We start from the raw sequence: 25,609 nt of genomic DNA, 5'->3' as shown, positions 1-25,609 counted from the left end.
TTTTGACAAGGCAGGACAGGCCCAGTGATCTTCAGTCTTTTCCGTAAGGATCAACGGCGTGTGACCATCGGCACCCTCTACGAGCGCGTTGCCGCGGCGTCCCGTGTGCCGGGCCTCTATCTCTCCCTGGGCATCCCGGATACCCTGGAGGGGCGCTTCGAATCCCTTGCTTTGCATATGATTTTGGTCCTCCGCGCTCTGAAGCCGCTGCCCGAGCCGGCCAATGATGTCGCGGCCGACCTGACTGATGCCCTGTTCGCCGAGCTCGATGCTGCTTTACGCGAAATGGGTGTGGGTGACACCACGGTGCCGAAGCGGATGAAAAAGATGGCGGGCGCATTTTATGGCCGGGCGCAGGCCTATGACGGCCCACTTGATTCCGGGGATGAAGCGGGCCTGGCCCTGGCTCTCGGCCGGAACGTGACCGGAGACGACCTGCCGGCGACGGGACTGGCGCGCTATGCGCTCGCCACGGACAGGCTTCTCAAAGCCATAGATCTCGACACAATTCTGAAACAGGGGCCTGCTTTCCCTGAGCCTGAAACCTTCAAGGAGGGTGCATGATGACGCCAGAACCCGTCGGCCCGCTGACCCGGCTCATCGATGTGCGGCATCTGCCGCCCCGTGGGCTTGCCCAACGGCTCGAAGCGACGCCTGATGAATGCAGGGCCTTGGCCGAGGATTTCAAGCTCGCCGCCATCCGTTCTCTCATTGGCGATTACACGATCTCGAAAACCGGCAAGGGTGTTCGCGTCACCGGCCGCATCACGGCCGATGTGACCCAGATTTGCGTGGTCAGCCTCGATCCGTTCGATTCCGTGATCGAGGAAGACGTGGAGATCGATTTCGCCGATACGGATACCCGTCAGCCGGAGCATGCGGTGGAAGTCAGCGAATACGACCCGCCGGACGAGATCGTGAACGGGCGTGTCGATATCGGCGCGCTCACGGCGGAGTTTCTGGCTCTCGGTCTCGACCCCTATCCGAAGAAACCAGGCGTGAATTTCGATGAGAAAACGGCGCGCGAGGGAGAAGAATCTCCCTTTGCTGCGCTCGAAAAGCTGAAGAAAAGCGACTAAGGGCTGATTACCTTCCGCGTTTCGTCAAAAGCGGCTCGTGGAAAGGTAGAATTCGGTTGCGGTCACGTATCAAAGCGGTATTTTCCGGCGCCTGTTCCAGAGAACCAAGAAAGAATAGCCTTCCCATGTCGAAGCCGGTGCGTATTTCGCTTGACGCGATGGGTGGGGATCATGGCGCCTCGGTTGTCGTTCCGGGCGCAGCCTTGGCTTTGGAGCGTCATCCGGACATGCAATTCCTGTTCTTCGGGAACGAGGCCATGATTGCGCCGCTTCTGAACGCGCATCCGAAACTCAAGGCCGCCAGCGAGATCCGTCATACGGATGTCGCCATTTCCATGGACGAGAAGCCCGCCCAGGCGATTCGCATCGGGCGTGGCAAATCCTCCATGTGGAGGGCCGTGCAGGCGGTGAAGGACGGTCAGGCGGATGCGGCCGTTTCTGCCGGCAATACGGGCGCCCTGATGGCGACCGCCAAGATTTGCCTGAAGATGATGGCCCATATCGACCGTCCGGCCATTGCTGCCATGTGGCCGACCCTTCGCGGCGAGAGCATCGTTCTCGACGTGGGCGCGACCATCGGCGCGGATGCGCAGCACCTCGTCGATATGGCAATCATGGGCGCGGCCATGGCGCGGATCGTGTTCGATCTGGAACGCCCGACGGTGGGCCTGCTGAACGTGGGTACGGAAGAGATCAAGGGCATCGAGACCGTGAAAGAAGCGGCGAGGATCCTGCGGGAGACGCCGGTTCCGCATCTCGATTATCGCGGGTTCGTCGAGGGCGACGATCTCGGCAAGGGCACGGTCGATGTGGTCGTAACCGAGGGCTTTACGGGCAATATCGCCCTGAAGACCGCCGAAGGCACCGCCAAGCAGATTGCTGAATATCTCCGCGCGGCCATGAGCCGTTCGATCATGGCGAAGATAGGCTACCTTTTCGCCAAGCAGGCTTTTGCGGCGCTGAAAGACAAACTCGACCCGCGCAAGGTGAATGGCGGCGTGTTTCTCGGCCTCGAGGGCGTCGTGGTGAAGAGCCACGGCGGCACCGATGCCATCGGCTTCGCCAGTGCCGTGGATGTCGCCTACGACATGGCCCGCTTTGAATTGATGAAGACCATCCGCGACATGCTCGAGCATGGACCGCTGGAACAACCCGCCTAAAGGACGGTCAGGGATTGAAACGCATTCGTTCCATCGTTCGCGGCGTCGGCTCCTACCTGCCGGAGCGCGTCGTCACGAACCGTGATCTCGAGAAGGTCATGGAAACGTCCCATGACTGGATCGTGCAGCGCACCGGCATCGAGGAACGCCATATCGCGGCCGACGACGAGCCGACTTCCGCGCTCGGTATCAAGGCCGCGCAGGCGGCGCTGGCGGATGCCGGCCTGACGCCCGCCGATATCGATCTCATCATCTGCGCCACCTCGACGCCGGACTACACCTTCCCCTCGACCGCGACCCAGATCCAGTTCGGCCTCGGCATGAGCCACGGCGCGGCGTTCGATCTGCAGGCCGTGTGCACCGGCTTCGTCTACGCGGTCGCGACCGCCGACAAGTTTTTGGCCTCGGGCTCCCATAAGCGCGCGCTGGTCATCGGCGCGGAGACTTTCTCGCGCATTCTCGACTGGAACGACCGTACCACCTGCGTGCTCTTCGGCGACGGCGCGGGCGCCATCGTGCTGGAAGCGGCGGAAGGCGAGGGGACCTCGGCCGATCGCGGCGTGCTGACTTCTCATCTGCGTTCCGATGGGCGATATCGTGAGAAGCTCTACGTGGACGGCGGCCCCGGCTCGACGAAGACCACCGGCGTCCTGAAAATGGAGGGCAAAGAGGTCTTCCGTTTCGCGGTCGGCTCGGTCACCGATGTGATCAAGGATGCGTTCAACGCGACGGGGACGACGGCTGAAGACCTGAAATGGTTCGTGCCGCACCAGGCCAACAAACGCATCATCACGGCGAGCGCCGAAAAGCTCGGCATTGCACCCGAGAAGGTGGTGATCACCGTCAACAAACACGGCAATACGTCGGCGGCGTCGATTCCGCTGGCGCTCGACGTCGCTTGCAAGGATGGCCGCATCAAAAAGGGCGATCTCGTGATGATTGAGGCGATCGGTGGTGGATTTACCTGGGGCAGTGCGCTGATCCGCTGGTAATAGGACACCGTGTTGCGTTTTTGATTACGATTTCAGACCTTTAGACGGTTGACCGCAGGCTCGCGTCTGCATAGCGTCACCGGATCGAACGATTTGTCAGCAGCATTTTACCGAGCGCTTGGGGGCGTTGATGGCTGGAAAAACAGTCACCAGAGCGGATTTGAGCGAGGCCGTTTATCAGAAAGTCGGCCTTTCCCGAACGGAATCAGCAGATCTCGTAGAGTCCGTCCTTTCGGAAATCTGCACCTGCCTGGCCGCAGGTGAGACCGTGAAGTTGTCCTCCTTCGGGTCGTTCATCGTACGCGAAAAGGGGGAGCGTATCGGGCGCAACCCCAAAACCGGCATCGAGGTGCCGATCGACCCGCGCCGGGTCATGGTCTTCAAGCCGTCGAATATCCTGAAAGCGCAGATCAACGGCGAAAGCATCAACGGGTTGGACGATTGATAGGAACGGGAAAACGCGATGGACAAGAGTCCTGACGCCTTCCGCACGATCAGCGAGGTCGCCGAAGACCTCGATGTGCCGCAGCACGTCCTGCGCTTCTGGGAAACCCGTTTCACTCATATCAAGCCGCTCAAGCGCGGCGGCGGCCGCCGCTATTATCGTCCGGACGATGTTGAGCTCCTGAAAGGCATTCGCCACCTCCTTTACGGAGAGGGCTACACCATCAAGGGTGTGCAGCGAATCCTCAAGGAAGAGGGGGTGCGGTTTGTCCAATCTGTCGGCCGTGGGGAAACGCTCGTCTCTGCCCCCTCGGCAGACGAGAGAGAGCTGAATGGCGCAGACGAGCGGGAGGTCTATACCGGAAACGGCTCTGGCTCCGATCGTTCAGGCCCCAGCCTTTCGGACGCCGATCTCGACCTCCTCCGGTCTGCCTTCACCGAGCTAGCGGAGTGCGAGCGCGTCATCAGCGCCCTGAAGGTGCCGGCTGGAAGTGGCGTGCCGGAGTGAGCAGTCTTTGATGCCGCTGGTGCGTGGTTCGACGTAGGGCATTTTAAATCTGCGAAGACTGCAGCGGATGCTTTCGAAAAGGCATTCACGGTTGGCTCGCCGCCCAACTGAGTGCGACTAACGCCGCGGGCTTAGTAACCCCTAGCCTCGCAACCAAGCCAGATGAGGCCGACCACAATAAGGTTCGGCCCTATTAGTGTGAACCAACCGAGAGGAATCTCCCCTCGCTCCAGAATGGAGCCAACGACATAGCCGCCGATAACGATCAAAGCCACGGCGCAAGTAGCGCCCAGCATTCTCCTGATGTATCCCCGGGGCTGATCATTATGGAAATTATTATTCGCCCAACGTCTTCTGCGCGCAGTAAAGAGCGAGGCAAAGTCTCCCAGGCTCATTTCTTTGGACCGCATTCTGCCGTCATGAGGGAACTCTTTGATGCCGGGGTGTCCGTTCTGATTGTGCCCCAGACCAAAGTCCCTACACCGTATTCATTGACCTTAAAAAGGAAATGCTCTGCGGACTTACCCTTAGGGTTGGTTGCGATAACCAAATATGATCCGTCAGGGTCCGCTGCGATCAAGCGGATATCGGAACCCTCCGCGCGGTGGGAATACCGGTTCCCCGTGGCATCTTTGAATAGAATATCTAATTTCCCATCCAACTTAACGAGGGCAATGCCACCGTCGGTAACGCCATCTTTGAGCCAACCGCCTTGTCCTGGGCCAACGAGCCCGCCCTCGAAGAAATATGCTACGCCTTGAGACGCGCCGCAGGACGCGAAGATCATCTCGATATCTGCTCTTGCAGGTGCGATATCTGCTCTTGCAGGTGCGCCCAATCCGAGCAAAAGCAACAGGGCACTCAACAGTTTTGCTGGGTATAGGGGCATAGAGCTATGTCTTCTGCATCCTCAGGCGGCGGAATATACTATCATTGCTCAATCAGAAGTCGATCTGCCCTCTCGAAAATAATAGGGATCGTACTTCGCTTGGCGCACGACGGGTGAAAAACGGATCCATGATGATCGGACTTTCGGCCTCCAAGCATGCACACCGAGTCCGTTTCGTTCTGAAAGTGAATTTGGGGACTTGCGCTACGCCGACTCGAAAGCTAATTGACCTGCAGCCGTAAAGGCGTCGGAGCGTAGCGCAGCCCGGTTAGCGCACTAGTCTGGGGGACTAGGGGTCGGAGGTTCAAATCCTCTCGCTCCGACCATTATTTCCTAAATTTCGAACCTTGCGAGAAGCCGCCATCAGGCGGCTTTGCTGTTTCGATGCCTTGAGAAGGATGGCTTCGAGAACGGCACAACCGTGCTTGGGCGTGCGGGGCTTGAACGTCCAATCCTGGAGATCGGGGAGAATGCAGGCTCGCTCTATCCTCAAGATTTCAAGCGTCAGGACTCAGCGTCAGTACCGACACGCCGGACGCTGTAACGGCGACGGTGTGCTCGAACTGTGCGGAAAGCGACCCGTCTCTCGTCACAACAGTCCAACCGTCAGCTTCAGTTCGCACACTCGGTCGACCTCGATTGAGCATCGGCTCGATCGTGAAAACCATGCCCTCGCGGAGGACGAGGCCAGTTCCCGGTTTTCCGAAGTGCCGAACCTGTGGTTCCTCATGCATCTCCCGGCCGATGCCGTGACCGCAATATTCACGCACCACAGAATAGCCATTTCGCTTGGCATGTCGTTCGATCGCCCAGCCGATGTCTCCAAGCCACGCGCCCGGGCGAACCGCCCGGATGCCCCTCCACATGGCTTCGTAGGTGGTCTGGACGAGTCTCTTCGCGGCTGGATTTACGTCGCCAACGAGATAGGTTTTGCTGGAATCTGCGATATAGCCGTTCTTCTCAAGCGTGATGTCAAAATTGACGATGTCGCCGTCTCGAAGCACGCGCGATTGCGACGGAACGCCGTGGCAGACCACGTCGTTCACCGAAGAATTCAACACAAAATCATAACCGTATTGACCCTTGCTCGCGGGGCGGGCCTGCAGATCGTGAACGATGAAACGCTCAACCATATCATTGATCTGAAGTGTTGATTTGCCGACGAGCGAGGTTCGATCCAGCAGCCCGAATACGGACGCCAGTAATCGGCCGGATTCGGCCAGTAATGCCAGTTCCTGAGGCTGCTTCGTCATACGTCACTCACGGCCAGCGGCTGAGCCGAAACGCCTGCGGAACTAAGCTCGCGCTCGATGATCTCAGTGAAACTGAGCATCGGATTGGTCTCGCATAGCATGCCGACCTTGATCCAGTAGGCGGCCTGCGCATTGATCGAACGGCACGATACTTTGCTCGCCCTGCGCACCTGATCGTGCAGATCGTCATCGATGTTCACAATGCCCACCGGGGTCTCCATATATGATTCGTATATATAGCGTATATACTTTGTATATGAAAAAACCAAGGGCGGCGTCGGCGACGCCTCAGTTCGAGAGCGCGCCGCGTAATGCCGGGTGCCACCACTCACCTGCGCACCTACTCGACAGCGATCACATGCAGTCGATGCTCCTCGCCGATTCTCGTCGGCCAGGTGATCGATTGGCCTTCGCTGAGGCCGATGAGAGCCGCGCCGATGGGGGTGAGGACAGAGATGCGCTTCTCGTCGATATTCGCGTTCTCGGGGAAGACGAGCGTCACGCGCTCGGTTCTGCCCGTCTGCTCATCGCGAAACGTGACCGTTGATCCCATGACGACGAGGGAGGGCGTGTTCGCGCCAACCGGGATGATTCGGGCGCGCTCGAGCTCGGTGAAAAGATAGTCGGAGACTTCCGGCATCCGGTTGGCTGCAACTTCCGCCAACTTGAGCAGGCGTTCGTGATCCGCCTTGTTGATCTTGATCGGCGGCTTCTTCTGTTGGCCGCGGCGTTTCGCGGGAATTGTGGCCAAGGGGGTGGACATGATGGAACTCCACAAGAATCGTTGAGCGTCGCTTGAACTTCTTTGAGAAGCAAAAGGGACTGGCTTGGTTTGGGATCAGATATGAACCTGTCCGGGGTGGGGCGCGACGACGCGCTCCTCGGCCCGGGGCTTAGGAATGTGCGATCAGCAATCCTGCGGAGAGCAGGCCTCGGGGCTTGATGGCAATTGGGTTCATGCCCGGTATCGTAGCCACAGGGCATCGCTTGTCAAATGACGCCGCGCTTCGTCGTGACTCAGTTTGATGAGGATAGGGTACAGGCTTTCCCTCCCCCTTGCGGGGAGGGACGAAGGGTGGGGGTGTTTGACTGGGTGAAACTTTCATACGTCTGGCGCTGTAGCAGGCTTCCTGCTTATCGGATCACAGGCAACGCTCTGACTTTTCAGCCCCCACCCCTACCCCTCCCCGCAAGGGGGGAGGGAACAGCGCGGATCAAACTGAGTTACCACCCGCGCTTCGGGTAAACGTGACTGCGTCATTTCGGGGAGATTGGAACACCTTCCCCGGTTCTGCATTCCGTCTAATTACAGGCGGGGGCGATGGAGAAAGTCATGAGAATATTCGTTCCGCTCGCAACCGCGTTTCTCGTCGTCTCTGCCCTCGGCGCCCAGGCGCAACAGCTGACGCCTCAGCAGGAACGGATGAAATCCTGCAATACCGACGCCGCCGCGAAACACATGGCGGGTGATGCGCGCAAGACGTTCATGTCGGATTGTCTGGCTGGAAAAACTGGCTCGACGACCCCGATGGGGCTCACTCCTCAGCAGGAGAAGATGAAGGCTTGCAACACGGAGGCCTCAACCAAACACATGGCTGGCGATGCCCGCAAAAACTTCATGAGCTCTTGCCTGAGGGGCTAGAATTCACGCGCGAGAAACCGGCGCGACAGAACTGGCCGCGCCGGCGGATTGCGTATTACGGGGTGCAGACGTAACGCATACCGTTCGTCGACAGGTACGTTCCTGTCGCCGGATCGTAGGAGCGATATTTGCGCGCGCAATAAGCGGCCACCGATGGGCTGACGGTGCCCGGAGGGGCGGGGAGCGCCGATGGGGCGGGCTGGCTCGCCAATGCTCCGCCGATCAAGGCGCCGGCGGCAAGGCCCGCCGCACCGGCGGCTAAAGCGGCACTGCCATCATTATAGGGGCGATAGTAACGGGGGCCGTAATACGGCCTATAATACCCGCGTCGATAGTAATACTGAGTATAGCTTTCATTCGGATAGGCCTGGCTGAGATCGACCCCGCCTTTCGCGCGCGATAGGGGTTCCGCTGCAGCGGGCATGGCCGTGAGGAGCGCGCCAACTCCTGCCAGGGTGAGAAAGAATTTCCGCATTTTCCGACTCCCTTTTACGTTGGCGGCTGAAGCGCCAATGCCGAAGCTTCGCTCCCCATATAAAGCATTGAGAATCTGTAGGACAAGGCGCAGCCCGGTCAGCCATTCTCTTATGTGGTCGACCTCACATGGAATTGACGGTCGTTTCGGGCTTGCAAGCTGCTTCGTGCGGTTGGGCACATGCAAAATCACGGTTAATTAGTATAACATTGCAAATCATGCTGAAGAGGCCATATGGTTGAAGCCTTAGGTATGCGCATTGTAATAATATTACGTAGAGTTTGGTGGTGCATTCGAAGGCGATATCCTATATCGTTTGCAGTATTCCCTATGGGAATTCGATCCCGCAGACGTGAGAACCCTTCGATGCGCTTTCCAGCTCTCGTGATCGCCGCTTTTCTGGTGCCCTTCTCCGTGAGGGCGGAAGAGGTGTTGCCCTCTCCGACGGGCCCGGTCGTGCTCGTGATCACGGGTAATATCGAAACCATGAACGCCCCAGGGCAGGCGCGGTTCGACAAGGCGATGCTCGTACAATTGGGACAGGCAACGATCACGACGCACTCCACGTGGTGGGACGGTGCGAAGGCGGTGGAAGGCGTTCCCCTCCGGGCGGTACTGGAGCGGGTGAAGGCCAAGGGGCAGCAATTGCAGGCTTCAGCTCTGAACGACTATCAGGTCAACATCCCCATCAGCGATCTCAAATACGATCCGATCATCGCCATGAGTCTCGACGGAAAGTCCCTGAGCCTGCGGGATCGCGGCCCACTCTGGATCGTCTACCCCCTCGACCGATTCCCGGAAGAGCTGAAGAATGAGGTCATGGATGCGCGCTCGATCTGGCAGTTGAAGAAGTTGAACGTCGACTAACCATGCCGGGCAAGCTGAAGAACTACAAATCAGCGATATTGTCGCTCGTGGCGATTGCGACGTTGACGGTCTGCTTCGCGCTCACCGTGGCGCGCCTTCTGCATGTGGAAACGGATTTGCGCAGCGAGGACACGCACGCAAACCTCTGGATGGTCACGCAAACACAGTTCGAAGCTGTTCTTCTCGCGGAGAGCCTTGCCAGATCCGCAGCCGGGGAAGTTATCGCCGATCCGGAGCAGACCCCCAAATACCGCCTCGCCATTCTCATCAGTCGCCTTTCGGCGCTTCTGGAGGGTTCGCAGGCGCAACTCATCGACAGGCTCGGAGACCTTTCCGATCTCAAGAACAACTACCTCCAGCTGACCCTAGCGGAATCGCTTTTCGAGGATGACGGTAAAATCGATCCTCAAACAGCGGTTCACGTGAGGACGCAAACAAGGGAGATCGCCTACTTCCTGCGGGATGTCGCCAACAAGGTCATGATCTTCAACCGTCAGGAAGGCACAAACACGCGAGTGAAGTATCTGCGCGTCGTCGTCGAGAGTATGTTGTTCATTCTCGGGATATTCGTAAGCGCTTCATTTCTTTTGGTGCGTCTCTACAAAGGCCTCAGCGAGGCGACGCAGGCCAAACGTCTTCTGCGGCAGGAGCAGGAATTCTCGGATCTGGTCATCAACAACATCAGCAACCAGGGCATCGTGATCTTCAACGAGGATCTCACCTGTCTGCTCTGGAACCCCGGAATGGAGGTTCTGCTCAACCTGGACGCGACGGATTCCGTCGATCGTCCACTGCGGGAGGCGGTGCCTCTTTTTTCACGCGAAGAGGTGGGTAGCGCCCTGGCGCAGGCCATCATGGGCACAAGCTCGGTTATCGAGGACGAGGGTATTTCGCCGGACGGGCGCGAACGCTGCCTGGAGATCCATTGCTTCCCGCTGGACATGGCGGAGCGGAATCTCGGCATCGCATTCCTGCGCGATATCACCGAGAGTTGGCAGGCTCGCAAACAGGCGGAACAGCAGAATGTGGATCTCGAAATCAAGGTCCAGCAGCGCACTGCGGCGTTGCGCCAGGCAGAGCGCCGCCTGATCGCCGCCATCGATACGGCGCCGGAAGGCTTCGCCGCGTTCGATGCCACCGGCAACCTCCTTTTTGCCAATGAGCGGATCCGCGCAGCGGAGCCGGTGGTCTTGTGGTGTCGTGAGGAGATGACGCTCACGACCTTCCTCAAATGTTTCGCCATGTGCGAGGGAGCGGACCCGCATCTTCTGACTGCGGGCGAAGTTTTCGCGGAATTCGCCGTGGATTTGCGGATCAACAAGGATGAATGGGCGCAACTTTCCGTGACGCGTGCCGACGGTGGTACCATCTTCGTTCGTTTGACGGATATCTCCGGCTACAAGCACGCTGCAACGGCCTTGCAATCCGCGCTCGATCGCGAACGCGAGACGACAAACGCCTATCGCAGTTTCGTTTCCATGGTGTCTCACCAGTTCCGCACGCCGTTGGCCATTTTGGACTCCAGTGCGCAGCGCCTTATCCGGCGAGGTGTCAACGTAACTCACGACGAGATCGTCACGCGCGCTCAGCGTATCCGAAGCGCCACGAGCCGCCTGACGCGTCTTGTGGAAAGCGTGCTCAATGCGGCTCGTCTCGACGCAGGGCGGATCGAACTCAATCTCGCCTGGTGCAGCCTTGTCGATTTGGTCTGGGATATCTGCGAGCGCCACAAGGAGTTGAGCTCGCATGCCGAAATCGATCTCGAAGTTCCCGAGCAACCGATCAAGGTTCATTGCGACAGCATTCTGATCGAGCAGGTTGTCATCAACTTGCTATCGAATGCCATCAAGTATTCTGGTGACAGACCTCGTGTTAAAATAAAACTATGGGTTGAGAATGAACGTGCTTTCTGCTCGGTCGGCGATTACGGGATTGGCATTCCGCCGGACGAGTTGTCGAAAATATTCGAGCGGTTTTATCGCGCCAGGACGGCTTCTGGAATCGCGGGAACCGGAATCGGCTTGAATTTCGCTCAGAAAATCATGCATTTACATGGTGGACAGATTCAGGTTGAAAGTCATGAGGCGATCGGGTCCATATTTACCTTCGATCTGCCTATCTCAAGCGTCGATCAAGCCCCGAAAGCTGCGTGAATGGCTACGATGAATGCTCAGCCCACGATCTTGTGCATCGAAGACGAAGAGGATCTTCGAAGCGACATCGCAGAGGAGCTTGTCGCTGCGAATTATGAAGTTCTCGAAGCCGCGAACGGCAAGGAGGCCTTGGCGATTCTCGATCGCCATCGGCCCGATCTCGTGCTTTGCGACATCACCATGCCGGGTCTCGGCGGTTATGACGTGTTGAAGGTGATGCGCGAGAACGGTGCGCTCGCAGACGTTCCCTTCATTTTCCTGACGGCGTTGGCCGATCGGAACGACGTGCTGGTCGGCAAACAGGCGGGCGCGGACGATTATCTCGTCAAGCCTATCGATTACGAGATTCTCCTTGCGACCGTCGCGACGCGGTTGGAACAAGTGTCCCGCGTGCGACACGGTGCTGTGCAGAAGGCGGAAGAGGCCTGGCAGGAGATTTTGAGTTCGTCGCGTGGCCGCGCGATGGAAGCGCTCTACAAGGCGACATTTGCCTTCGACCGCTTTCTTGTGGGCGTTGCAGTGCTGGACAAGGAAGGTAACGTTCGCCTGACCAACAAGGAAGCCGAGCGCATTCTCGCGGAGGACGACGGGTTGGGTGTCCAGGAAGGAAAGCTGAGAGGCTCCGTTCCGAAGGCGAACGCGAAGTTGCACGAGAGTGTCACGCGCGCCTTTCATGAGGAACATCTCGACGAGATCGTCTCCTTTCCTCGCCTGTCGGGTGGTCGGCCGTATCTGGCGCTTGTGCCGGGGCAGCGCTTCGCACCTGATGACGAACCCGATGCCGTCGTGCTGCTGTTGATCGACACCGAGCAACGCACCAAGGTTTCGGGGGATACGCTTGTGCGTCTGTACAATCTCACGCCGTCCGAGACGCGCGTGGCCATGATGCTGATCGATGGGAAGCGCCTCGATCAGATCGCGGAGGAATTGGACGTCGCGCAGACGACGGTGGTTTTCCATCTGAAGAACCTGTTCCGCAAGACGGAGACCAATCGGCAGGCGGATCTCATCCGCGTTTTGCTGTCGGTTCCATTGCGGACAGCGGCCGATTGAGATTGCACGACGTTTACGATTTGCTGACTCTCTTTTGAAACAAAGTGGCACGTCACGATATTGCCACGGTTCGTTCAGCTTTTAGCGAGGTTCGAGCGGGTATATCTGTCGCCGAAGATTCCTGGCCGGTGGCCCTGAGTCGATTCTGAGGTGACGATCAATGAAGATCTTCCGTTTCTCTTCCGGTGCGATTGCCGCTCTTGCCCTCGTGGGTGGTTTGGCAGCTGCCGAGCCCGCAGCCGCCCGTGACCGCTTGTCGCCCGGGGCTGCAGCAGCGCTTGGCGTGTTGGGTGGTCTTGCCGTCGGCGGAGCGATTGCCGCCTCGCAAGGACCCGTTTATGCCGCCCCGCCGCCGCGGGTTTATGTCCCGCCGCCGGAGCCTGTTTATTACGCGCCCCCGCCGGAGCCGGCTTATTATCCGCCGCCGCCCCCGCCACCCGTTTATGTGCAGGAGAGTTGCTTCTCGGAGCGCTACAGCGAATGGGTCCCCGGTTGGGGTTGGCAGCCGCGCCGCCGCACGGTTTGCCGCTGAGACGAATACAAAAAAGGCCCGCGTTTCGAGCGGGCCTTTTTATTGGAATACGTCAGACCTCATCCGGCTTTTCCATCCAGCGGATCAGCGGCATGATGGGCAGAACCCAGGCAAGGCCCAGAACGATATAAGCCAGCGTTTGCACCAGTTTTGGCGCCTCGACGATGCGGCTCTCGGCCAGCGCCATGGCAATCGGCGCGTAGATGGCGACGAAGACCAGCATCAGGACCGTTCCGATCAGCTTGCGATTGCGCTTGCTCATTAAAGACTTTCACCCTGAATTTTCCCACCGATCATGAGATGCGTCACCGGCAGTCGTTGCTTCGTCTCAATTCCGCATCTATGGGACAGGCCATATCATGGGTTCAAGCCCAAAGTGAGAATGAGGTTGAGCATGGCTGTCGCAGCCGTCGATCAGGGTAGGGCGCTGGACATAATTCCCCGCCAGCGGAATATGGCTCCCGTTCGGATCTGGCTCTACATCCTGGCGGCCCTCGTCGTCGCCATGGTGGCTGTCGGCGGCGCGACGCGCCTGACCGGCTCCGGCCTCTCCATTACCGAGTGGAAGCCTGTCACGGGCGCTTTCCCGCCGCTCTCCGAACAGGCCTGGATGGCTGAGTTCGAGAAATACCGTCAGATCCCGCAATACGAACTCGTCAACAAGGGCATGACGCTCTCCGAGTTCAAGTTCATCTATGCGTGGGAATGGAGCCACCGCCAGCTCGGGCGACTGATCGGATTCGTGTTCTTCCTGCCGCTGGTCTGGTTCTGGATGCGCGGCACCATCAAGGGGAAGTTCGCCCTCACGCTTCTCGGTATCGGCGCGCTCGGCGGTCTCCAGGGCGCCATCGGCTGGATCATGGTGGCGTCAGGGCTGGAAGCCGGCATGACGGCGGTCGCTCCGATCAAGCTGATGCTTCATCTGACCGTCGCGAGTTTCATTCTGGCCTGTCTCGTCTGGGTCGCGGCCGGATTGAATGAACGGTCCGCGAATGCGGATGCGAGAAGGGCCTCGCGCATTCTCGTTGCTCTCGTCTTCCTCCAAATCGCATTGGGCGGCCTCGTCGCCGGGTCGAAAGCGGGCCTGACCTACAACACCTGGCCGCTGATGGACGGGAACCTCGTTCCGCCCGCATCGGCTCTGTTCTCCGTACATCCGTGGATCGAGAACTTCGTCGATAACGTCGTGCTGGTGCAGTTCAATCACCGGCTTCTCGCTTATGCGCTCGTGGCTTTCGCCCTTTGGCATGCATGGCATATGCGCCGGACCGCCGGAGGCTCGAAAGCTGCGCGGCGCGCCACGGCTCTTGCCGGGATGACGTTTGCGCAGATGGCGCTCGGCATCGTGACGTTGCTCCTGGTAGTGCCACTCTGGGCGGGACTGATGCATCAGGTCTTCGCCATGGCCGTGCTCGGCATGGCTGTCGCGCATGCGCGAGCGAGTTCTGATAGCTGTCAGGCGCGCTTTGGCACGAAGAGCCCCGGCACCGCGTGATAGAGCGCGTTCAGCGCAAAGCCCATGAACATCAGGCCGGAAGCGCGGGTGATCGCCACTTCATAACGGCGATAGGTGCGCCGCACGGCGCTCGCGCCGATGATGGCGACGAGGATCGCATAGGCGAGTACGCCGCCGAGGCAGCTCGCGACGAGCAGGGCAGGGAGCATCCCCCAGGTGAGCATCCCGGCTTTCGCGGAGAGAAGCGCGGTAAGTGTCGCGACCGCCACCGGATAAGCCTTGGGATTGGTTATGCCGAAGGTCAATCCGTGCAGCAGCGGCCGATGCACGGGAATTTCCAGTCTGCCGTCGGATGAGCGTTTGACGCGCACGGCCCGCCACCCGAGCCAGAACAGATAGAGCCCACTCACCGTACCGAGCACATCGAAAACGAACGAACCGATGGTGGTGACGCCGATGATGGCGACCAGAGCCAGACCGCACCACAGCACGTCGCCCGCGAGATGGCCGATAAGGAACGCCGCGCCCGCTCGCCGCCCGCTCGCCGCTCCGATGCCGAGAACGGCGAGAACCCCAGGCCCCGGCGTGATGCCGTAGACGAACCCGGCGAGGGCAGCGGAGCCAATGAGCGAGAGATCCATGGTGGAATCCGAAAAAGTGTGACGCGCTCTTTCCTTAGCGGAGGTGTGCGACTTAGCGAAAGGGCTGCTTTAGGCGTGAGCGATTTCAGGCCAATGCCGCGGCGAGCCATGAACTTGAAAAAGCAATGTACGATTGATGGAACCTGCCGCCCCTCTTCGCGCTTAGCTTGTCATGAGCAGAGCATTTGTCAAAGAATCCGAGGGAGGTGAGGCGTTCGAGGATTTGCCCGATCGCCCGCTCTCGCCGCACCCGAATTTCGTGACCCCCGAAGGGCTTGCCCATATCGAGGCCGAACTCGACCGTTTGCAGGAGGTCCGGGCGGAAGCGCAGCGGACCGGCGACAGTGCGGCGCTTGCGAATGCCACGCGGGATCTGCGCTATTGGACCGCTCGACGGGCATCCGCTCAGGAGATCGATCCGCCCGCGAATAACGACGAAGTTCATTTCGGCTCGACCGTCGTTCTTCATCGGAGCGACGGAAAGAAGCTGACGTATCGCATCGTCGGTGAAGACGAGGCTGATCCAGTCAAAGGTACCATTTCCTATGTGTCGCCACTGGCTCAGGCCCTGATGCAAAAGCGCGTTGGCGACGTGGCTCAGGCCGGCCACGCAGAAGTCGAGATCGTGGCCATCAAGTAGGCTGCGACACCCACCTTGGCTCAACCGCACGCATTGGAGGAGGAGAACGACATGGTCAAGCTCGGACTTTACGTGCATCTGGAAGCGAAGCCCGGCAAGGAAGCCGAGGTCGAAACCTTTCTCAAAAGCGGTCTTCCCGTGGTCGAGGAGGAGCCCGGCACAAAGGCCTGGTTCGCCTTGAAGATGAGCCCGAATACCTTCGGCATTTTCGATGTCTTCGATGATGAAGCGGGGCGCCAGGCCCACATGGCTGGCAAGGTCGCGAAGGCCCTGATGGAGAAAGCCCCGGACCTTTTCGCCAACACGCCGGAAATCCAGAAAATGGAAGTACCGGCAGCCAAGCTGCCGCATTGACCGGATGGCTACAGCACACTCCGATGCGGAAGCATGACCGGATCGCGCAATGTAAGAATTTCGCGAACCCCGTCAGCGTTGATGATTTCGAGGTTTGCAAGGCCGCCGGCGTTTTCATCCGCATAGAATTCGGTCGGATTCCGGACGATGTGGTCGAGCCCCTCGAGTGCGATCTCGATGGTGTCGTTCTTCGGGTCGTAAACGAGGCCGATGAACGGCAACCACCGCGCTTCGGTCTGGCTGCCGAGTTTCGGTGAGACGAGCTGCACCTCGGCGACTTTCCCTCGCACGCTCTTTGACACGCGATCGCAGAAAGCGCCCCATTCGCCGCGATCAAGCTTGAGAATGGTCATCTGTGCCTCCGTTTGTTGAATTCATGGAATAGGAAAACGAATAAACGCGGTTGACGCTCATTCCGGCGTCAAATGGCGCTCGATTTCCTGCGCCGGCAATTTAGTGAGGTCCTTGGCGATTTCGGACCTGACGAGCTTCTTCAGGAGCTCCGGCATTTCCTGCCGGAAATACGAGAGCGTTCGCGGCGGCGCGACGAGCGTCAAAGCTGAAAAGGGTTCCTGTTGGTGGAGAGACTTGATTGCGGCGATAACGTCCAGCGCGAATTGGCGCTCGGCCAATTCGTGCCAATCCGTCTGCTCCATGGCGCTGCGCATCATGCCCACACTCTGGAACGAGCGTCCGGGCTTGTCCGTCCCTTGATCCCGTGTCGACGGATTGTCGGCCGCATGCAGGCTTTGCTTGAGATGCAGCTGAGGCTGGAGAGCTGTGCCCGTATCGTCAAGTAGAAGGGCTTTTCGTCCGTCGGCAACCACGACCAAGGTACGGGCGCGACTATGAGGCATGCCAAGCTCCGTCATCATGGATCGGGGCTTTCGCGCGCTCTGCGCGATACCCTCGGCGTCATGTAGGGCGGCTCCTCGGAGTGGCAAAACGAAGAGGGCGCGACGTAACGCGCGAGCATGGTGGCGATGGCCGCCTCGTCGGCTTGGCGTTCCGCATCGCGGGAATAGGAGCCGTCCCGAGCATCACCATCCCGCCTTGCCCTTTCCTCCATTGCCGGATAACGCGCTTTGTTCGAGCGTAGCGTTTGGAAAGGCGTGTCTTGGATCTCTTCGACGTAGTGGTGGTCGGCGCGGGAGCGGCCGGGATGATGTGCGCTATCGAGGCGGGCAAGCGCGGGCGCTCTGTGCTGATCCTCGACCACGCCTCCGCGCCCGGCGAGAAGATCCGCATTTCCGGAGGAGGGCGGTGCAACTTCACTAATCTCCACGCAGCGCCGGCCAATTACCTTTCGCAAAATCCAGGCTTCTGTATCTCGGCGCTGCGGCGCTATACGCAGCGCGATTTCATCGCGCTCATCGAGAAACACGGCATCGCCTATCACGAGAAGACTTTGGGGCAGCTCTTCTGCGACGGCTCCGCGAAACAGATCATTGATCTTCTGGTCGGCGAGATGAAACGCCACGGTGTAGAATTGCGGCTCGGCACATCGGTCGAACGGATCGAGCGCAACGGTGAGCCCTTCGAATTGCGTCTTTCGAACGGCGCGGCGCGATGCCGGTCGCTTGTCATTGCGAGCGGGGGCAAGTCGATCCCCAAGATGGGCGCGACGGGTTTCGGCTACGACGTTGCGCAGCAATTCGGCCTGCGCCTCACCGAAACACGCCCGGCGCTCGTGCCGCTGACGCTGGAGCCCAATACGTTCGAACGCTTGAATCCGCTTGCGGGTGTCGCTGTCGATGCCGTGGCCTCAAAAGGCAAGACGCGCTTCGAGGAAGCGATGCTGTTCACCCACCGCGGCTTGAGCGGTCCGGCCATCCTCCAAATCTCATCCTATTGGCGCGAGGGCGACGAAATCTCGGTCGATATGGCCCGAGGCATAGACGTGTTCGAAGCTCTGCGAGTGGCGCGGGCGCAAAATGGGCGGCAGGCGCTTCAGACCGCGCTTGCGGGCATCCTGCCGAAGCGTCTTGCGCAAATGATCGCCGAGGAAGAACAGGGCGTGTTGAAAAACCTCGCCGATTTTTCCGACAAGAACTTGCAGCGCATCGCTGCCGCTGTGAAGCAATGGCGCTTTAAACCAGCGGGTTCTGAGGGCTACCGCACGGCGGAAGTGACCCTCGGCGGCGTCGACACGCGCGATCTCGATTCACGCACCATGGAAGCCAGGGCCGTCCCCGGTCTCTACTTCATCGGCGAAGCGGTGGACGTCACCGGCTGGCTCGGGGGCTACAATTTTCAGTGGGCGTGGTCGTCGGGCTGGTGCGCGGGGCAGGTCGCGTAAGCCCAGCAGAAGGACACGCCAGCGACGAAAGTCGGAGCTTGTGGCCGCGCAGCGGATCACGTCTTGACGCCGGCAGCCTTGAAACTCGCAGCGATAGGCCCTGCCTTGGCGAAAGCGTTTTTCATGTCGCTGGAACTCATTGCCAGCGTAGTCTTCAAATGCGAGACCCCGCCACCGGCTATCGCAACGATTGCCGAGATTGCCGCGTCTTCATAAGGCCCTTCGGACACGACGAGGAAGTCGTATTCGCCGAAGGTCATGTAATAGCCCAGGAGCTTTCCTCCGGACTTCGCGAAAAACTGGCCGACAGCCTCCTCGCGATTTTCGGGGTTCGCCAACATCCCCTTTACCGCATCCGGCGTGAAGCGACCTTGGGTAATGAACAGGGGCATATCATCCTCCTCTTGCGAGAAGTCTTTATGCCACGTGGCGGGCGCCCTCTTTTTGATGGTCGTCAAATTTGACGCGCATCCGTCTCAACGCGCTGGGCGAAGAGCGCAATCGCGCTAGTCATCGCCCTCATCGAGCGTAAACCCAGCCCGCAAAACCACCTGGTAATGGCGCACCTTGCCGCCATCCACGTGCCCGCGCGTCTGCACGACTTCGAACCACCTCAAATTCCGCAGGGTCTTTCCTGCGCGCGAAATGGCGGTCTGAATGGCTCCCTCGATGCTTTCTTTCGATGTCCCGACAAGCTCGACGTCCCGACAAGCTCGACGATCTTGTAGACGTGGTCTTCCATGGGTCGCTCCCTTCCAAAAGGCCCTGTTGGAGTTAGCGCTCGGCGAGCGAAAATGGATGCCTATCGTTGTGAGTGAAACATAGATACAACTCGCCGAATAATTGAGGACGGGATCATGATTTCACGCACGATGATGCAGGGACTTGCCGCGGGCTTTGCGGTTCTCGCAGGAATGGGCATTCCATCCAGCGTCATGGCGAAGGAGCCGCCTCGGAAATCAAAAGCGTCCGGGTCAGGTGAGCCATCCTTGATCGTGGCCCGCATTTGGAAGGACGGAGGCGCTTGCCCGCATGGAGTCGCACGCTTGCGTCGGATCCAAGGAACGCAACTGGATATGAGCCGCTACGTCGATATTGGTTATATCATGTCCTTTGACAGCAAGAGCCAACTGCAGGCCTCGGCCGAACTCTTCAAAGACACTTTGACGTTCAACTTTTCACGCATCGTCGACGACATGACTTACAAGGAGATCAAGGATCGGTTTGTATCGATTGCGCCCGGCACGTACGCCGTGACCTCGATTGCCTGCGACTACACGAACAAGAAGGTCTGGATGGGGGCGGATAAGCCCACGCTCTTTTCCGACGAAACAGGGCAGGCCGTTCCAATCAAGGGTACCAACGTCATCGAAGTCCGCGCGGGCGAAATCCTCGATGCCGGAATTCTTGAAATCCGTAGCGACGAGGTTGGCTTCTTCGAGACCAAGACGGCCTCGATCGTTTCTGCCCTCACTCCTGCCGACCAGCAGGCGTCGTTGCGGGAGACCTTTCGCGACATGTCGCGTAAACTTCGCTTCGCGACGTTTACTCAACGGGCGGGATTTTAAAGTTGCCGCCCGTTGTAAAAGCTTTTTGTCGTCGCTAGTTGACGATGCCTGTTCTTATGCCGCCGCAAGCGCCTGATCGAGATCCGCGATCAGGTCTTCCTTGTCCTCGAGGCCGATGGACAAACGCACGACCTCTGGACCGGCACCTGCCTCACGTCTCTGCTCGTCGGTGAGCTGGCGGTGGGTGGTGGAGGCGGGATGGATCACGAGCGAGCGGGTGTCGCCGATATTCGCCAGATGCGAGAAGAGCTTGAGGTTCGACACGAGCTTCACACCCGCCTCATAGCCGCCCTTCAGGCCGAAGGTGAAAACCGCGCCCGCGCCCTTGGGGCAATATTGCTTGGCGAGGTTGTGATAGCGATCCGACTTGAGGCCAGGATAGCTGACCCACGTGACCTTGTCGTGTTGCGCCAGATGTTCGGCAACGCTGAGCGCATTGTCGGAATGGCGCTGCATGCGCAAGGGCAGGGTCTCGATGCCGTTGAGGATGAGGAACGCATTGAAGGGCGAGAGCGCAGGGCCGAGATCGCGCAGGCCCAGCACCCGGCAGGCGATGGCGAACGCGAAATTGCCGAAGGTCTCGCCGAGCACCATGCCGCCATATTCCGGACGCGGCTTGGAGAGCATGGGGTAGCGTTCGTCGCCCGCGAAGTTGAACGTGCCGCCGTCCACGATGACCCCGCCGACGGAATTGCCATGACCGCCCAGGAACTTCGTGGCCGAGTGGACGATGATGTCCGCGCCGTGTTCGAAGGGGCGGATCAGATAGGGGGTCGCCATCGTGCTATCCACGATGAGTGGGATCTTGTGCTTCTTCGCAATGGCGGCGATCGCGGCGATGTCGACGATGACGCCGCCGGGATTGGCGATGGATTCGATGAAGATCGCCTTTGTCCTCGGGGTGATGGCGGTCTCGAAGGTGGACGGCTCGTCGGAATCCGCCCACACCACGTTCCAGCCGAAGTTCTTATAGGAATGGTTGAACTGGTTGATCGAGCCGCCATACAGCTTCTTGGCCGCTACAAACTCGTCGCCCGGCTGAAGCAGGGCGTGGAACACCAGAAATTCCGCCGCGTGGCCGGATGCCACCGCAAGAGCCGCCGTGCCACCTTCCAAAGCCGCGACGCGCTCTTCCAGAACGGCGTTGGTCGGGTTGCCGATGCGCGAATAGATGTTGCCGAAGGCCTGCAACCCGAAGAGGGAGGCCGCATGATCCACATCGTCGAACACGAACGACGTGGTCTGATAGATCGGCGTTGCCCGCGCGCCCGTCGCCGTATCCGGCGCGGCGCCCGCGTGAATCGAAAGCGTGCTAAATCCCGGCACTCGCTCAGCCATAAGAAACCCTCCCTATTGATTTAGAGGGTTCTTTTTAACGAACGAAATGTTCGTTGGTCAAGGGATCTAGGCGATATCCGCGAGTTCGATCTTCGGGCAGCGGTTCATCACCACCTGAACGCCCTTGGCCTCGGCTCGTTTCGCAGCCTCGTCGTTGCGCACGTCGAGCTGCATCCAGATGGCCGTGGGCAGGGATTTCAGCGCCAGCGCGTCGTCGACCACGAGACCGGCGGCTTCCGAATTGCGGAAGATATCGATCATGTCGATGGGAGAAGGGATATCGGCGAGCGTGCCAAAGACCTTCTGTCCCAAAAGCTCCTGACCGGCGAGGCCGGGATTGACGGGAATGACGTCATAGCCGTGCTGAAGCAGGAAATTCATCACCTGAAAGCTTGCGCGATCCGGATTCTGCGAGGCGCCGACGAGAGCGATCGTCTTCACCCTCTTGAGGATGCCGCGAATATAGTCGTTGGGGTAATTGTCGTGATCCATCCCGCAAACCTATGAAAGAAAGCCACACAATTCAACGAAGCGATTGAACCCAGATGCCACGTGACGCCGTCGCCATGACCCGCCAGGAGGTCGAGGACTTCCTGGATCGAGAGTTCCCCCAGATCCATTACGGTGGACGCACGTTCCAGGTTGAAGAGGTTGGGCCGCTTTTCGCGCGCATGCGAATGGAGGCTCATGAAAAGCACTTGAGACCGGGTGAGACGATCTCAGGCCCCGCCATGATGGCGCTCGCCGATCTGGCGCTCTACGCGGCGATCTTGGCCCAGATCGGCCCTGTGGCTCTCGCTGTCACGACAAACCTGAATTTCAACTTTCTCAGAAAGCCGAAGCTCGCCCCAATGATCGCGGAGTGCCGCCTGCTCAAGGTCGGCAAGCGTCTGGCGGTCGGAGAGGTTTCGCTTTACTCGGAAGGGGAGGCGGACGTGGTATGCCATGCGACGGGCACATATTCGATACCAGCGTGAGAGAATGGCCTTCCCGCCTGCTCAAGGCTCCGCGCTGCTCAACCTCACGACTTCGATGAGGCCTGAGCAGGAACAAGCGCATCATCGATCTGCCTTGCCCGGATGGCCGCCGGGCGTGAACTGATCCGCTGCCAATAGGCCTCGAAGGCCGACCGTTTCTCCAGCGTGCCGAACATCATGCCCCAGCCGATTTGCGATCCCACATAGACATCCGCCGCCGTGAAGCTGTCGCCCGCGATGTAAGGCGATTGGGAAACTGCGAATTCCAGAGCGTCGACGACCTGCTCGATGCTTCCGTACCCGACCATCCCACGCCGTTCCGTCGGCACCTGAAAACCGAGTGCCTTGTTGCTCAAGGCCGCCTCGACGGGACCTGCCGCGAAGAACATCCAGCGGTAATAGGGACCGCGCCGGGCATCCCCATGCGGCGGTGCAAGGCTTGCCTCCGGAAAGGCGTCCGCGAGATAGGCGCAGATCGCTGCCGCCTCCGTTACCACGTGTCGCCATGACGGATCGCCGGAACCTTCCCCATGGGATTGATCGCCAGGTAGGCCGGATCCTTCATCGAGGAAGCGAACTCGAGCACTTCCGTCCGATAGGGCCGGCCAAGCTCTTCGAGCATCCAACGGGCGATACGGCCGCGCGACATCGGATTAGTGTAGAAGACGAGTTCGTCGGTCATAAAATCCCTTTCGCTCGATGCAATGCTTACGGCAGAGGTTAAAGGAATATAGGCCAAAGAACTTCGTATCAAATCCGCCCGTTAACAAGCCATAGCCACATTTGAAAGGGACAGAACGTATTTGTGTGGTATATAGATACCGCAAATATGGTATTTAAATACCGTATGACGAAGAGCGTTGATTTATAAGGTGTTCAAGGCCTCCAATACGTTCTCCAGAACGTTGACTTGTGCACGTAATCCCTCTAAACCACGCCCACTCACCGCCGCACTCCGCGGCGGTTCTTCGTTTCATAACCGGAGCTTTGCAGCTCCCACGGGATCCAGCGCGATGAAGACGACTACTTCGCTGAAACCCGCCGAAGTCGAGAAGAAGTGGGTTGTGATCGATGCGAAGGGCCTTGTTGTTGGCCGTCTCGCTTCGGTTGTCGCCATGCGCTTGCGCGGCAAGCACAAGGTCAACTACACGCCTCACGTCGATTGCGGCGACAATGTTATCGTGATCAACGCCGACAAGGTGGTGTTCACCGGCCGCAAGCGCGAGCAGAAGGTGTACTATCACCACACCGGCTATCCGGGCGGCATCAAGGAGCGGACCGCGAAGTTCATCCTCGATGGTCGTTTCCCGGAGCGCATCGTCGAGAAGGCCGTGGAGCGCATGCTTCCGCGTGGCCCGCTCTTCCGCCAGATCATGGGCAATCTTCGTGTCTATAAGGGCACCGAGCATCCGCATACGGCTCAGCAGCCTGAGGCGCTGGACGTCGGCGCCCTCAACAGCAAGAATGTGAGGGGCTAATCATGGCGACTCTTCAGTCTCTCGCCGATCTGGGCCAGAACGCCCAGGCCGCTGCTCCGGAAGCTCCGAAGCACGTTCAGAAGATCGACTCGCTCGGCCGCGCTTATGCCACCGGCAAGCGTAAGGACGCGGTCGCCCGCGTCTGGATCAAGCCCGGCTCGGGCAAGATCGTCATCAACGACCGCCCGGTTGAAGTCTATTTCGCCCGCCCGGTTCTTCGCATGATCCTGAAGCAGCCGCTTCAGATCGCGAACCGCGACGGCCAGTACGACATCGTCGTGAACGTCAACGGTGGTGGTCTCTCCGGTCAGGCCGGCGCTGTGCGCCACGGCCTCGCCAAGGCGCTGACCTACTATGAGCCCGAGCTTCGCTCGCCGCTCAAGAAGGAAGGCTTCCTCACCCGCGACTCGCGTGTGGTCGAGCGTAAGAAGTACGGCAAGGCCAAGGCTCGCCGCAGCTTCCAGTTCTCGAAGCGCTAAGCTTTATCTCCTTCACAGGAGCCTCAAAGGGCGGCTTTCGAGCCGCCCTTTTTGTTTGCGCAGGCGTCATGCGTCGAGGACGAATGCGCCTTGTCGTTCGGGGACTGGACAAGACCCCATAAGGTTGAAATATCCACGCCACAGGCCCCTTTCGTCAGGTTTCCACGTCATGACCACCTCACTGCAAGGCACCGCGTCCCAATCCCAGGCGCTCAAGACGGTCTTCATCGACGGGGAAGCCGGTACGACCGGCTTGGGCATCCGCGAACGTCTTGCGAATGTCCCTGGAATCGAAATCCGCAGCATTGCCCATGACTTGCGGAAGGATGTTGATGCGAAACGCGAGATCCTGAGCCAGGTCGATCTCGTCGTCTTGTGTCTGCATGACGATGCCGCGCGCGAGACTGTCGGGCTCGTTGACGCCTTGCCGGGCAGCAAACCTCGCATTCTCGATGCGAGCACCGCGCACCGGGTCAGTCCAGGTTGGGTCTATGGTTTCGCGGAACTCGCGCCCGAGCAGCGGCAGGCCATTGCCGGAGCCGATCGGGTCGCCAATCCCGGCTGTTATCCCACTGGTGCCATCGCGTTGATCCGTCCGCTCGTCGATGCGGGCATCATTCCACCCGATTATGCGATCAGCGTGAACGCGGTCAGCGGGTATACTGGCGGCGGCCGCTCGATGATCGAGGCCTACGAGGCCGGCACGGCGCCTGCCTTCGAACTTTATGGTCTCGGCTTCGAGCACAAGCATGTCCCCGAATTGCAGAAGAACACAGGCCTGACCCGGCGGCCAATCTTCATCCCGTCCGTCGGCAATTTCCGGCAGGGCATGCTGGTGAGCGTGCCTCTGCATCTCGATCTCCTGCCGGGTAAGCCCACCGCCGTCGACATCGAAGCTGTCCTCGCCAAGAGATACGGGGAGGGCGGTCAGGTGAGCGTCGTGCCGACCCATTCCCAGGATAAGCGCGTCGAGCGTCTCGAGCCCGAGGCTCTGAACGATACGGATCGGATGGAGCTGCGTGTCTTCAGCAAAGAGAATTACCACCACGCGGTTCTGGTCGCGCGCCTCGACAATCTGGGCAAAGGAGCCTCAGGGGCAGCCGTTCAGAACATTAAACTGATGCTCGGGTTGGCTTAGATCTGGCGATAAGTCGGCATCAAGCCCCGGCTTTTTAGCTGTTGCTATTCTGTCACGATGGCTCGCGAAATGCTTTCGCGGGCTATTTTGCCGATCTGATATGAAACCTCATGACAACTTTGAAATACATTGGTTTAGGTATGAACTAGTTTTTTGACTAACGTCTATACAGATTACTTGAGTTGAATCTTAAG

Annotated in this window: 33 protein-coding genes, 1 tRNA gene and 1 pseudogene; 21 read left to right on the top strand and 14 right to left on the bottom strand. The window is 59.3% G+C overall.

The genetic code is table 11. From position 1 onward, the window contains the following. The first annotated feature begins 24 nt into the window (after window positions 1-24). The 6 genes from AB4072_RS06360 (at window position 25) to AB4072_RS06335 (ending at window position 4,183) form a co-directional block, all read left to right on the top strand. Window positions 25-564 carry a ubiquinol-cytochrome C chaperone family protein gene (locus tag AB4072_RS06360; protein ID WP_441966350.1) on the top strand — a complete coding sequence of 180 codons (540 nt, stop codon included), beginning with the start codon at window positions 25-27 and terminating at the stop codon, window positions 562-564. After that, window positions 561-1,079: a YceD family protein gene (locus AB4072_RS06355; protein ID WP_441966348.1), complete on the top strand. Its 519-nt coding sequence runs from the start codon at window positions 561-563 to the stop codon at window positions 1,077-1,079. Before AB4072_RS06360 ends, AB4072_RS06355 begins: the two co-directional genes overlap by 4 nt. Before the next feature lie 125 nt (window positions 1,080-1,204). Then, the gene (gene plsX, locus AB4072_RS06350) at window positions 1,205-2,239 is read left to right on the top strand and encodes a phosphate acyltransferase PlsX (RefSeq protein ID WP_441966346.1); all 1,035 of its coding nucleotides are present in this window, start codon (window positions 1,205-1,207) and stop codon (window positions 2,237-2,239) included. A gap of 14 nt (window positions 2,240-2,253) precedes the next feature. Beyond that, on the top strand, window positions 2,254-3,231 hold the full coding sequence (locus AB4072_RS06345) for a beta-ketoacyl-ACP synthase III (protein WP_441966344.1): 978 nt from the start codon (window positions 2,254-2,256) through the stop codon (window positions 3,229-3,231). 130 nt (window positions 3,232-3,361) lie between these two features. After that, the gene (locus AB4072_RS06340; protein ID WP_441966342.1) at window positions 3,362-3,676 is read left to right on the top strand and encodes an integration host factor subunit alpha; all 315 of its coding nucleotides are present in this window, start codon (window positions 3,362-3,364) and stop codon (window positions 3,674-3,676) included. Between the two features lie 18 nt (window positions 3,677-3,694). Then, on the top strand, window positions 3,695-4,183 hold the full coding sequence (locus tag AB4072_RS06335; RefSeq protein WP_441966340.1) for a MerR family transcriptional regulator: 489 nt from the start codon (window positions 3,695-3,697) through the stop codon (window positions 4,181-4,183). Window positions 4,184-4,574: 391 nt separating this feature from the next. Here AB4072_RS06335 and AB4072_RS06330 read toward each other — a convergent pair whose 3' ends face one another. After that, window positions 4,575-5,048 (bottom strand): hypothetical protein, encoded by a 474-nt coding sequence (locus tag AB4072_RS06330; protein WP_441966338.1) that lies wholly within the window; start codon window positions 5,046-5,048, stop codon window positions 4,575-4,577. A gap of 272 nt (window positions 5,049-5,320) precedes the next feature. Between AB4072_RS06330 and AB4072_RS06325 the strand changes: the two genes are divergently transcribed. After that, window positions 5,321-5,398, top strand: a tRNA-Pro gene (locus tag AB4072_RS06325). Window positions 5,399-5,569: 171 nt separating this feature from the next. On the opposite strand, the gene map is transcribed toward AB4072_RS06325, so the two are convergent. The 3 genes from map to rnk all read right to left on the bottom strand — a co-directional run bounded on the left by map (window position 5,570) and on the right by rnk (window position 7,088). Next, window positions 5,570-6,325, bottom strand: a complete 756-nt coding sequence (gene map, locus AB4072_RS06320; RefSeq protein ID WP_441966336.1) for a type I methionyl aminopeptidase — start codon at window positions 6,323-6,325, stop codon at window positions 5,570-5,572. Further along, window positions 6,322-6,534, bottom strand: a complete 213-nt coding sequence (locus tag AB4072_RS06315) for a ParD-like family protein (RefSeq protein WP_441966334.1) — start codon at window positions 6,532-6,534, stop codon at window positions 6,322-6,324. Before AB4072_RS06315 ends, map begins: the two co-directional genes overlap by 4 nt. 131 nt (window positions 6,535-6,665) lie before the next feature. Beyond that, window positions 6,666-7,088 (bottom strand): nucleoside diphosphate kinase regulator, encoded by a 423-nt coding sequence (gene rnk, locus AB4072_RS06310; RefSeq protein ID WP_441966332.1) that lies wholly within the window; start codon window positions 7,086-7,088, stop codon window positions 6,666-6,668. 570 nt (window positions 7,089-7,658) lie between these two features. Here rnk and AB4072_RS06305 point away from each other — a divergent pair. Further along, window positions 7,659-7,967, top strand: coding sequence for a PsiF family protein (locus AB4072_RS06305; protein WP_441966330.1), 309 nt, complete (start codon window positions 7,659-7,661; stop codon window positions 7,965-7,967). Window positions 7,968-8,022: 55 nt separating this feature from the next. Here AB4072_RS06305 and AB4072_RS06300 read toward each other — a convergent pair whose 3' ends face one another. Next, entirely contained in the window at window positions 8,023-8,442 is a 420-nt protein-coding gene (locus AB4072_RS06300; protein ID WP_441966328.1) for a BA14K family protein, read from the bottom strand. A 366-nt stretch (window positions 8,443-8,808) separates the two neighbouring features. Here AB4072_RS06300 and AB4072_RS06295 point away from each other — a divergent pair, with 366 nt between their 5' ends. The 4 genes from AB4072_RS06295 (at window position 8,809) to AB4072_RS06280 (ending at window position 13,047) form a co-directional block, all read left to right on the top strand. Then, window positions 8,809-9,309, top strand: coding sequence for a molybdopterin-dependent oxidoreductase (locus tag AB4072_RS06295; RefSeq protein WP_441966327.1), 501 nt, complete (start codon window positions 8,809-8,811; stop codon window positions 9,307-9,309). A 2-nt stretch (window positions 9,310-9,311) separates the two neighbouring features. Next, window positions 9,312-11,462, top strand: coding sequence for a PAS domain-containing sensor histidine kinase (locus AB4072_RS06290; protein WP_441966325.1), 2,151 nt, complete (start codon window positions 9,312-9,314; stop codon window positions 11,460-11,462). Between the two features lie 9 nt (window positions 11,463-11,471). Further along, window positions 11,472-12,515, top strand: coding sequence for a response regulator (locus AB4072_RS06285; RefSeq protein ID WP_441966323.1), 1,044 nt, complete (start codon window positions 11,472-11,474; stop codon window positions 12,513-12,515). Between the two features lie 160 nt (window positions 12,516-12,675). Next, window positions 12,676-13,047 carry a hypothetical protein gene (locus AB4072_RS06280; protein ID WP_441966321.1) on the top strand — a complete coding sequence of 124 codons (372 nt, stop codon included), beginning with the start codon at window positions 12,676-12,678 and terminating at the stop codon, window positions 13,045-13,047. Window positions 13,048-13,099: 52 nt separating this feature from the next. Here the strand turns inward: AB4072_RS06280 and AB4072_RS06275 are convergent, their stop codons facing one another. Next, window positions 13,100-13,309, bottom strand: coding sequence for a DUF2842 domain-containing protein (locus tag AB4072_RS06275; protein WP_441966320.1), 210 nt, complete (start codon window positions 13,307-13,309; stop codon window positions 13,100-13,102). Window positions 13,310-13,501: 192 nt separating this feature from the next. Between AB4072_RS06275 and AB4072_RS06270 the strand changes: the two genes are divergently transcribed. Then, window positions 13,502-14,542: a COX15/CtaA family protein gene (locus AB4072_RS06270; protein ID WP_441966560.1), complete on the top strand. Its 1,041-nt coding sequence runs from the start codon at window positions 13,502-13,504 to the stop codon at window positions 14,540-14,542. On the opposite strand, the gene AB4072_RS06265 is transcribed toward AB4072_RS06270, so the two are convergent. Further along, window positions 14,503-15,144 carry a LysE family translocator gene (locus tag AB4072_RS06265; protein WP_441966318.1) on the bottom strand — a complete coding sequence of 214 codons (642 nt, stop codon included), beginning with the start codon at window positions 15,142-15,144 and terminating at the stop codon, window positions 14,503-14,505. The two genes, AB4072_RS06270 and AB4072_RS06265, sit on opposite strands and share 40 nt — an antisense overlap. Window positions 15,145-15,316: 172 nt before the next feature. Between AB4072_RS06265 and greA the strand changes: the two genes are divergently transcribed. Continuing rightward, window positions 15,317-15,784 carry a transcription elongation factor GreA gene (greA, locus tag AB4072_RS06260; protein WP_441966316.1) on the top strand — a complete coding sequence of 156 codons (468 nt, stop codon included), beginning with the start codon at window positions 15,317-15,319 and terminating at the stop codon, window positions 15,782-15,784. Between the two features lie 51 nt (window positions 15,785-15,835). Further along, complete coding sequence (locus AB4072_RS06255) at window positions 15,836-16,138, top strand: putative quinol monooxygenase (RefSeq protein ID WP_441966314.1); 303 nt, start codon at window positions 15,836-15,838, stop codon at window positions 16,136-16,138. Window positions 16,139-16,146: 8 nt separating this feature from the next. Here AB4072_RS06255 and AB4072_RS06250 read toward each other — a convergent pair whose 3' ends face one another. After that, window positions 16,147-16,491, bottom strand: coding sequence for a DUF5335 domain-containing protein (locus tag AB4072_RS06250; RefSeq protein ID WP_441966312.1), 345 nt, complete (start codon window positions 16,489-16,491; stop codon window positions 16,147-16,149). A 57-nt stretch (window positions 16,492-16,548) separates the two neighbouring features. Then, window positions 16,549-16,995 carry a baeRF12 domain-containing protein gene (locus tag AB4072_RS06245; protein ID WP_441966310.1) on the bottom strand — a complete coding sequence of 149 codons (447 nt, stop codon included), beginning with the start codon at window positions 16,993-16,995 and terminating at the stop codon, window positions 16,549-16,551. A 260-nt stretch (window positions 16,996-17,255) separates the two neighbouring features. Between AB4072_RS06245 and AB4072_RS06240 the strand changes: the two genes are divergently transcribed. Then, window positions 17,256-18,437: an NAD(P)/FAD-dependent oxidoreductase gene (locus AB4072_RS06240; protein ID WP_441966308.1), complete on the top strand. Its 1,182-nt coding sequence runs from the start codon at window positions 17,256-17,258 to the stop codon at window positions 18,435-18,437. Between the two features lie 56 nt (window positions 18,438-18,493). Here the strand turns inward: AB4072_RS06240 and AB4072_RS06235 are convergent, their stop codons facing one another. Both AB4072_RS06235 and AB4072_RS06230 read right to left on the bottom strand, forming a co-directional pair. Next, window positions 18,494-18,829, bottom strand: a complete 336-nt coding sequence (locus tag AB4072_RS06235) for a GYD domain-containing protein (RefSeq protein ID WP_441966306.1) — start codon at window positions 18,827-18,829, stop codon at window positions 18,494-18,496. A 114-nt stretch (window positions 18,830-18,943) separates the two neighbouring features. Continuing rightward, on the bottom strand, window positions 18,944-19,108 hold the full coding sequence (locus AB4072_RS06230; RefSeq protein WP_441966558.1) for a dodecin: 165 nt from the start codon (window positions 19,106-19,108) through the stop codon (window positions 18,944-18,946). Window positions 19,109-19,513: 405 nt separating this feature from the next. Between AB4072_RS06230 and AB4072_RS06225 the strand changes: the two genes are divergently transcribed. Further along, window positions 19,514-20,005, top strand: a complete 492-nt coding sequence (locus AB4072_RS06225; RefSeq protein WP_441966304.1) for a hypothetical protein — start codon at window positions 19,514-19,516, stop codon at window positions 20,003-20,005. Window positions 20,006-20,059: 54 nt separating this feature from the next. Here AB4072_RS06225 and AB4072_RS06220 read toward each other — a convergent pair whose 3' ends face one another. Continuing rightward, a complete protein-coding gene (locus tag AB4072_RS06220) occupies window positions 20,060-21,343 on the bottom strand; it encodes an O-acetylhomoserine aminocarboxypropyltransferase (protein WP_441966302.1) in 1,284 nt (427 codons plus the stop codon). A gap of 66 nt (window positions 21,344-21,409) precedes the next feature. Continuing rightward, a complete protein-coding gene (locus AB4072_RS06215) occupies window positions 21,410-21,835 on the bottom strand; it encodes a CoA-binding protein (RefSeq protein ID WP_441966300.1) in 426 nt (141 codons plus the stop codon). A 53-nt stretch (window positions 21,836-21,888) separates the two neighbouring features. Between AB4072_RS06215 and AB4072_RS06210 the strand changes: the two genes are divergently transcribed. Further along, on the top strand, window positions 21,889-22,320 hold the full coding sequence (locus AB4072_RS06210; protein WP_441966298.1) for a PaaI family thioesterase: 432 nt from the start codon (window positions 21,889-21,891) through the stop codon (window positions 22,318-22,320). A gap of 44 nt (window positions 22,321-22,364) precedes the next feature. Here AB4072_RS06210 and AB4072_RS06205 read toward each other — a convergent pair. Next, window positions 22,365-23,002 (bottom strand): annotated as a pseudogene (locus tag AB4072_RS06205) (glutathione S-transferase family protein). Between the two features lie 331 nt (window positions 23,003-23,333). On the opposite strand from AB4072_RS06205, the gene rplM reads away from it, so the two are divergent. From rplM to argC, 3 genes are all read left to right on the top strand, one after another. Continuing rightward, window positions 23,334-23,798 (top strand): 50S ribosomal protein L13, encoded by a 465-nt coding sequence (gene rplM / locus AB4072_RS06200; RefSeq protein WP_441966296.1) that lies wholly within the window; start codon window positions 23,334-23,336, stop codon window positions 23,796-23,798. A gap of 2 nt (window positions 23,799-23,800) precedes the next feature. Next, a complete protein-coding gene (gene rpsI / locus AB4072_RS06195; protein ID WP_441966294.1) occupies window positions 23,801-24,277 on the top strand; it encodes a 30S ribosomal protein S9 in 477 nt (158 codons plus the stop codon). A gap of 169 nt (window positions 24,278-24,446) precedes the next feature. Further along, a complete protein-coding gene (gene argC, locus AB4072_RS06190; RefSeq protein WP_441966292.1) occupies window positions 24,447-25,415 on the top strand; it encodes an N-acetyl-gamma-glutamyl-phosphate reductase in 969 nt (322 codons plus the stop codon). The last annotated feature ends 194 nt before the right edge of the window (window positions 25,416-25,609 follow it).

It is taken from the genome of Microvirga sp. 2MCAF38, assembly GCF_052115485.1.
Taxonomy (GTDB): Bacteria; Pseudomonadota; Alphaproteobacteria; order Rhizobiales; family Beijerinckiaceae; genus Microvirga.
This window is presented reverse-complemented; position numbering and strand designations above follow the sequence as displayed.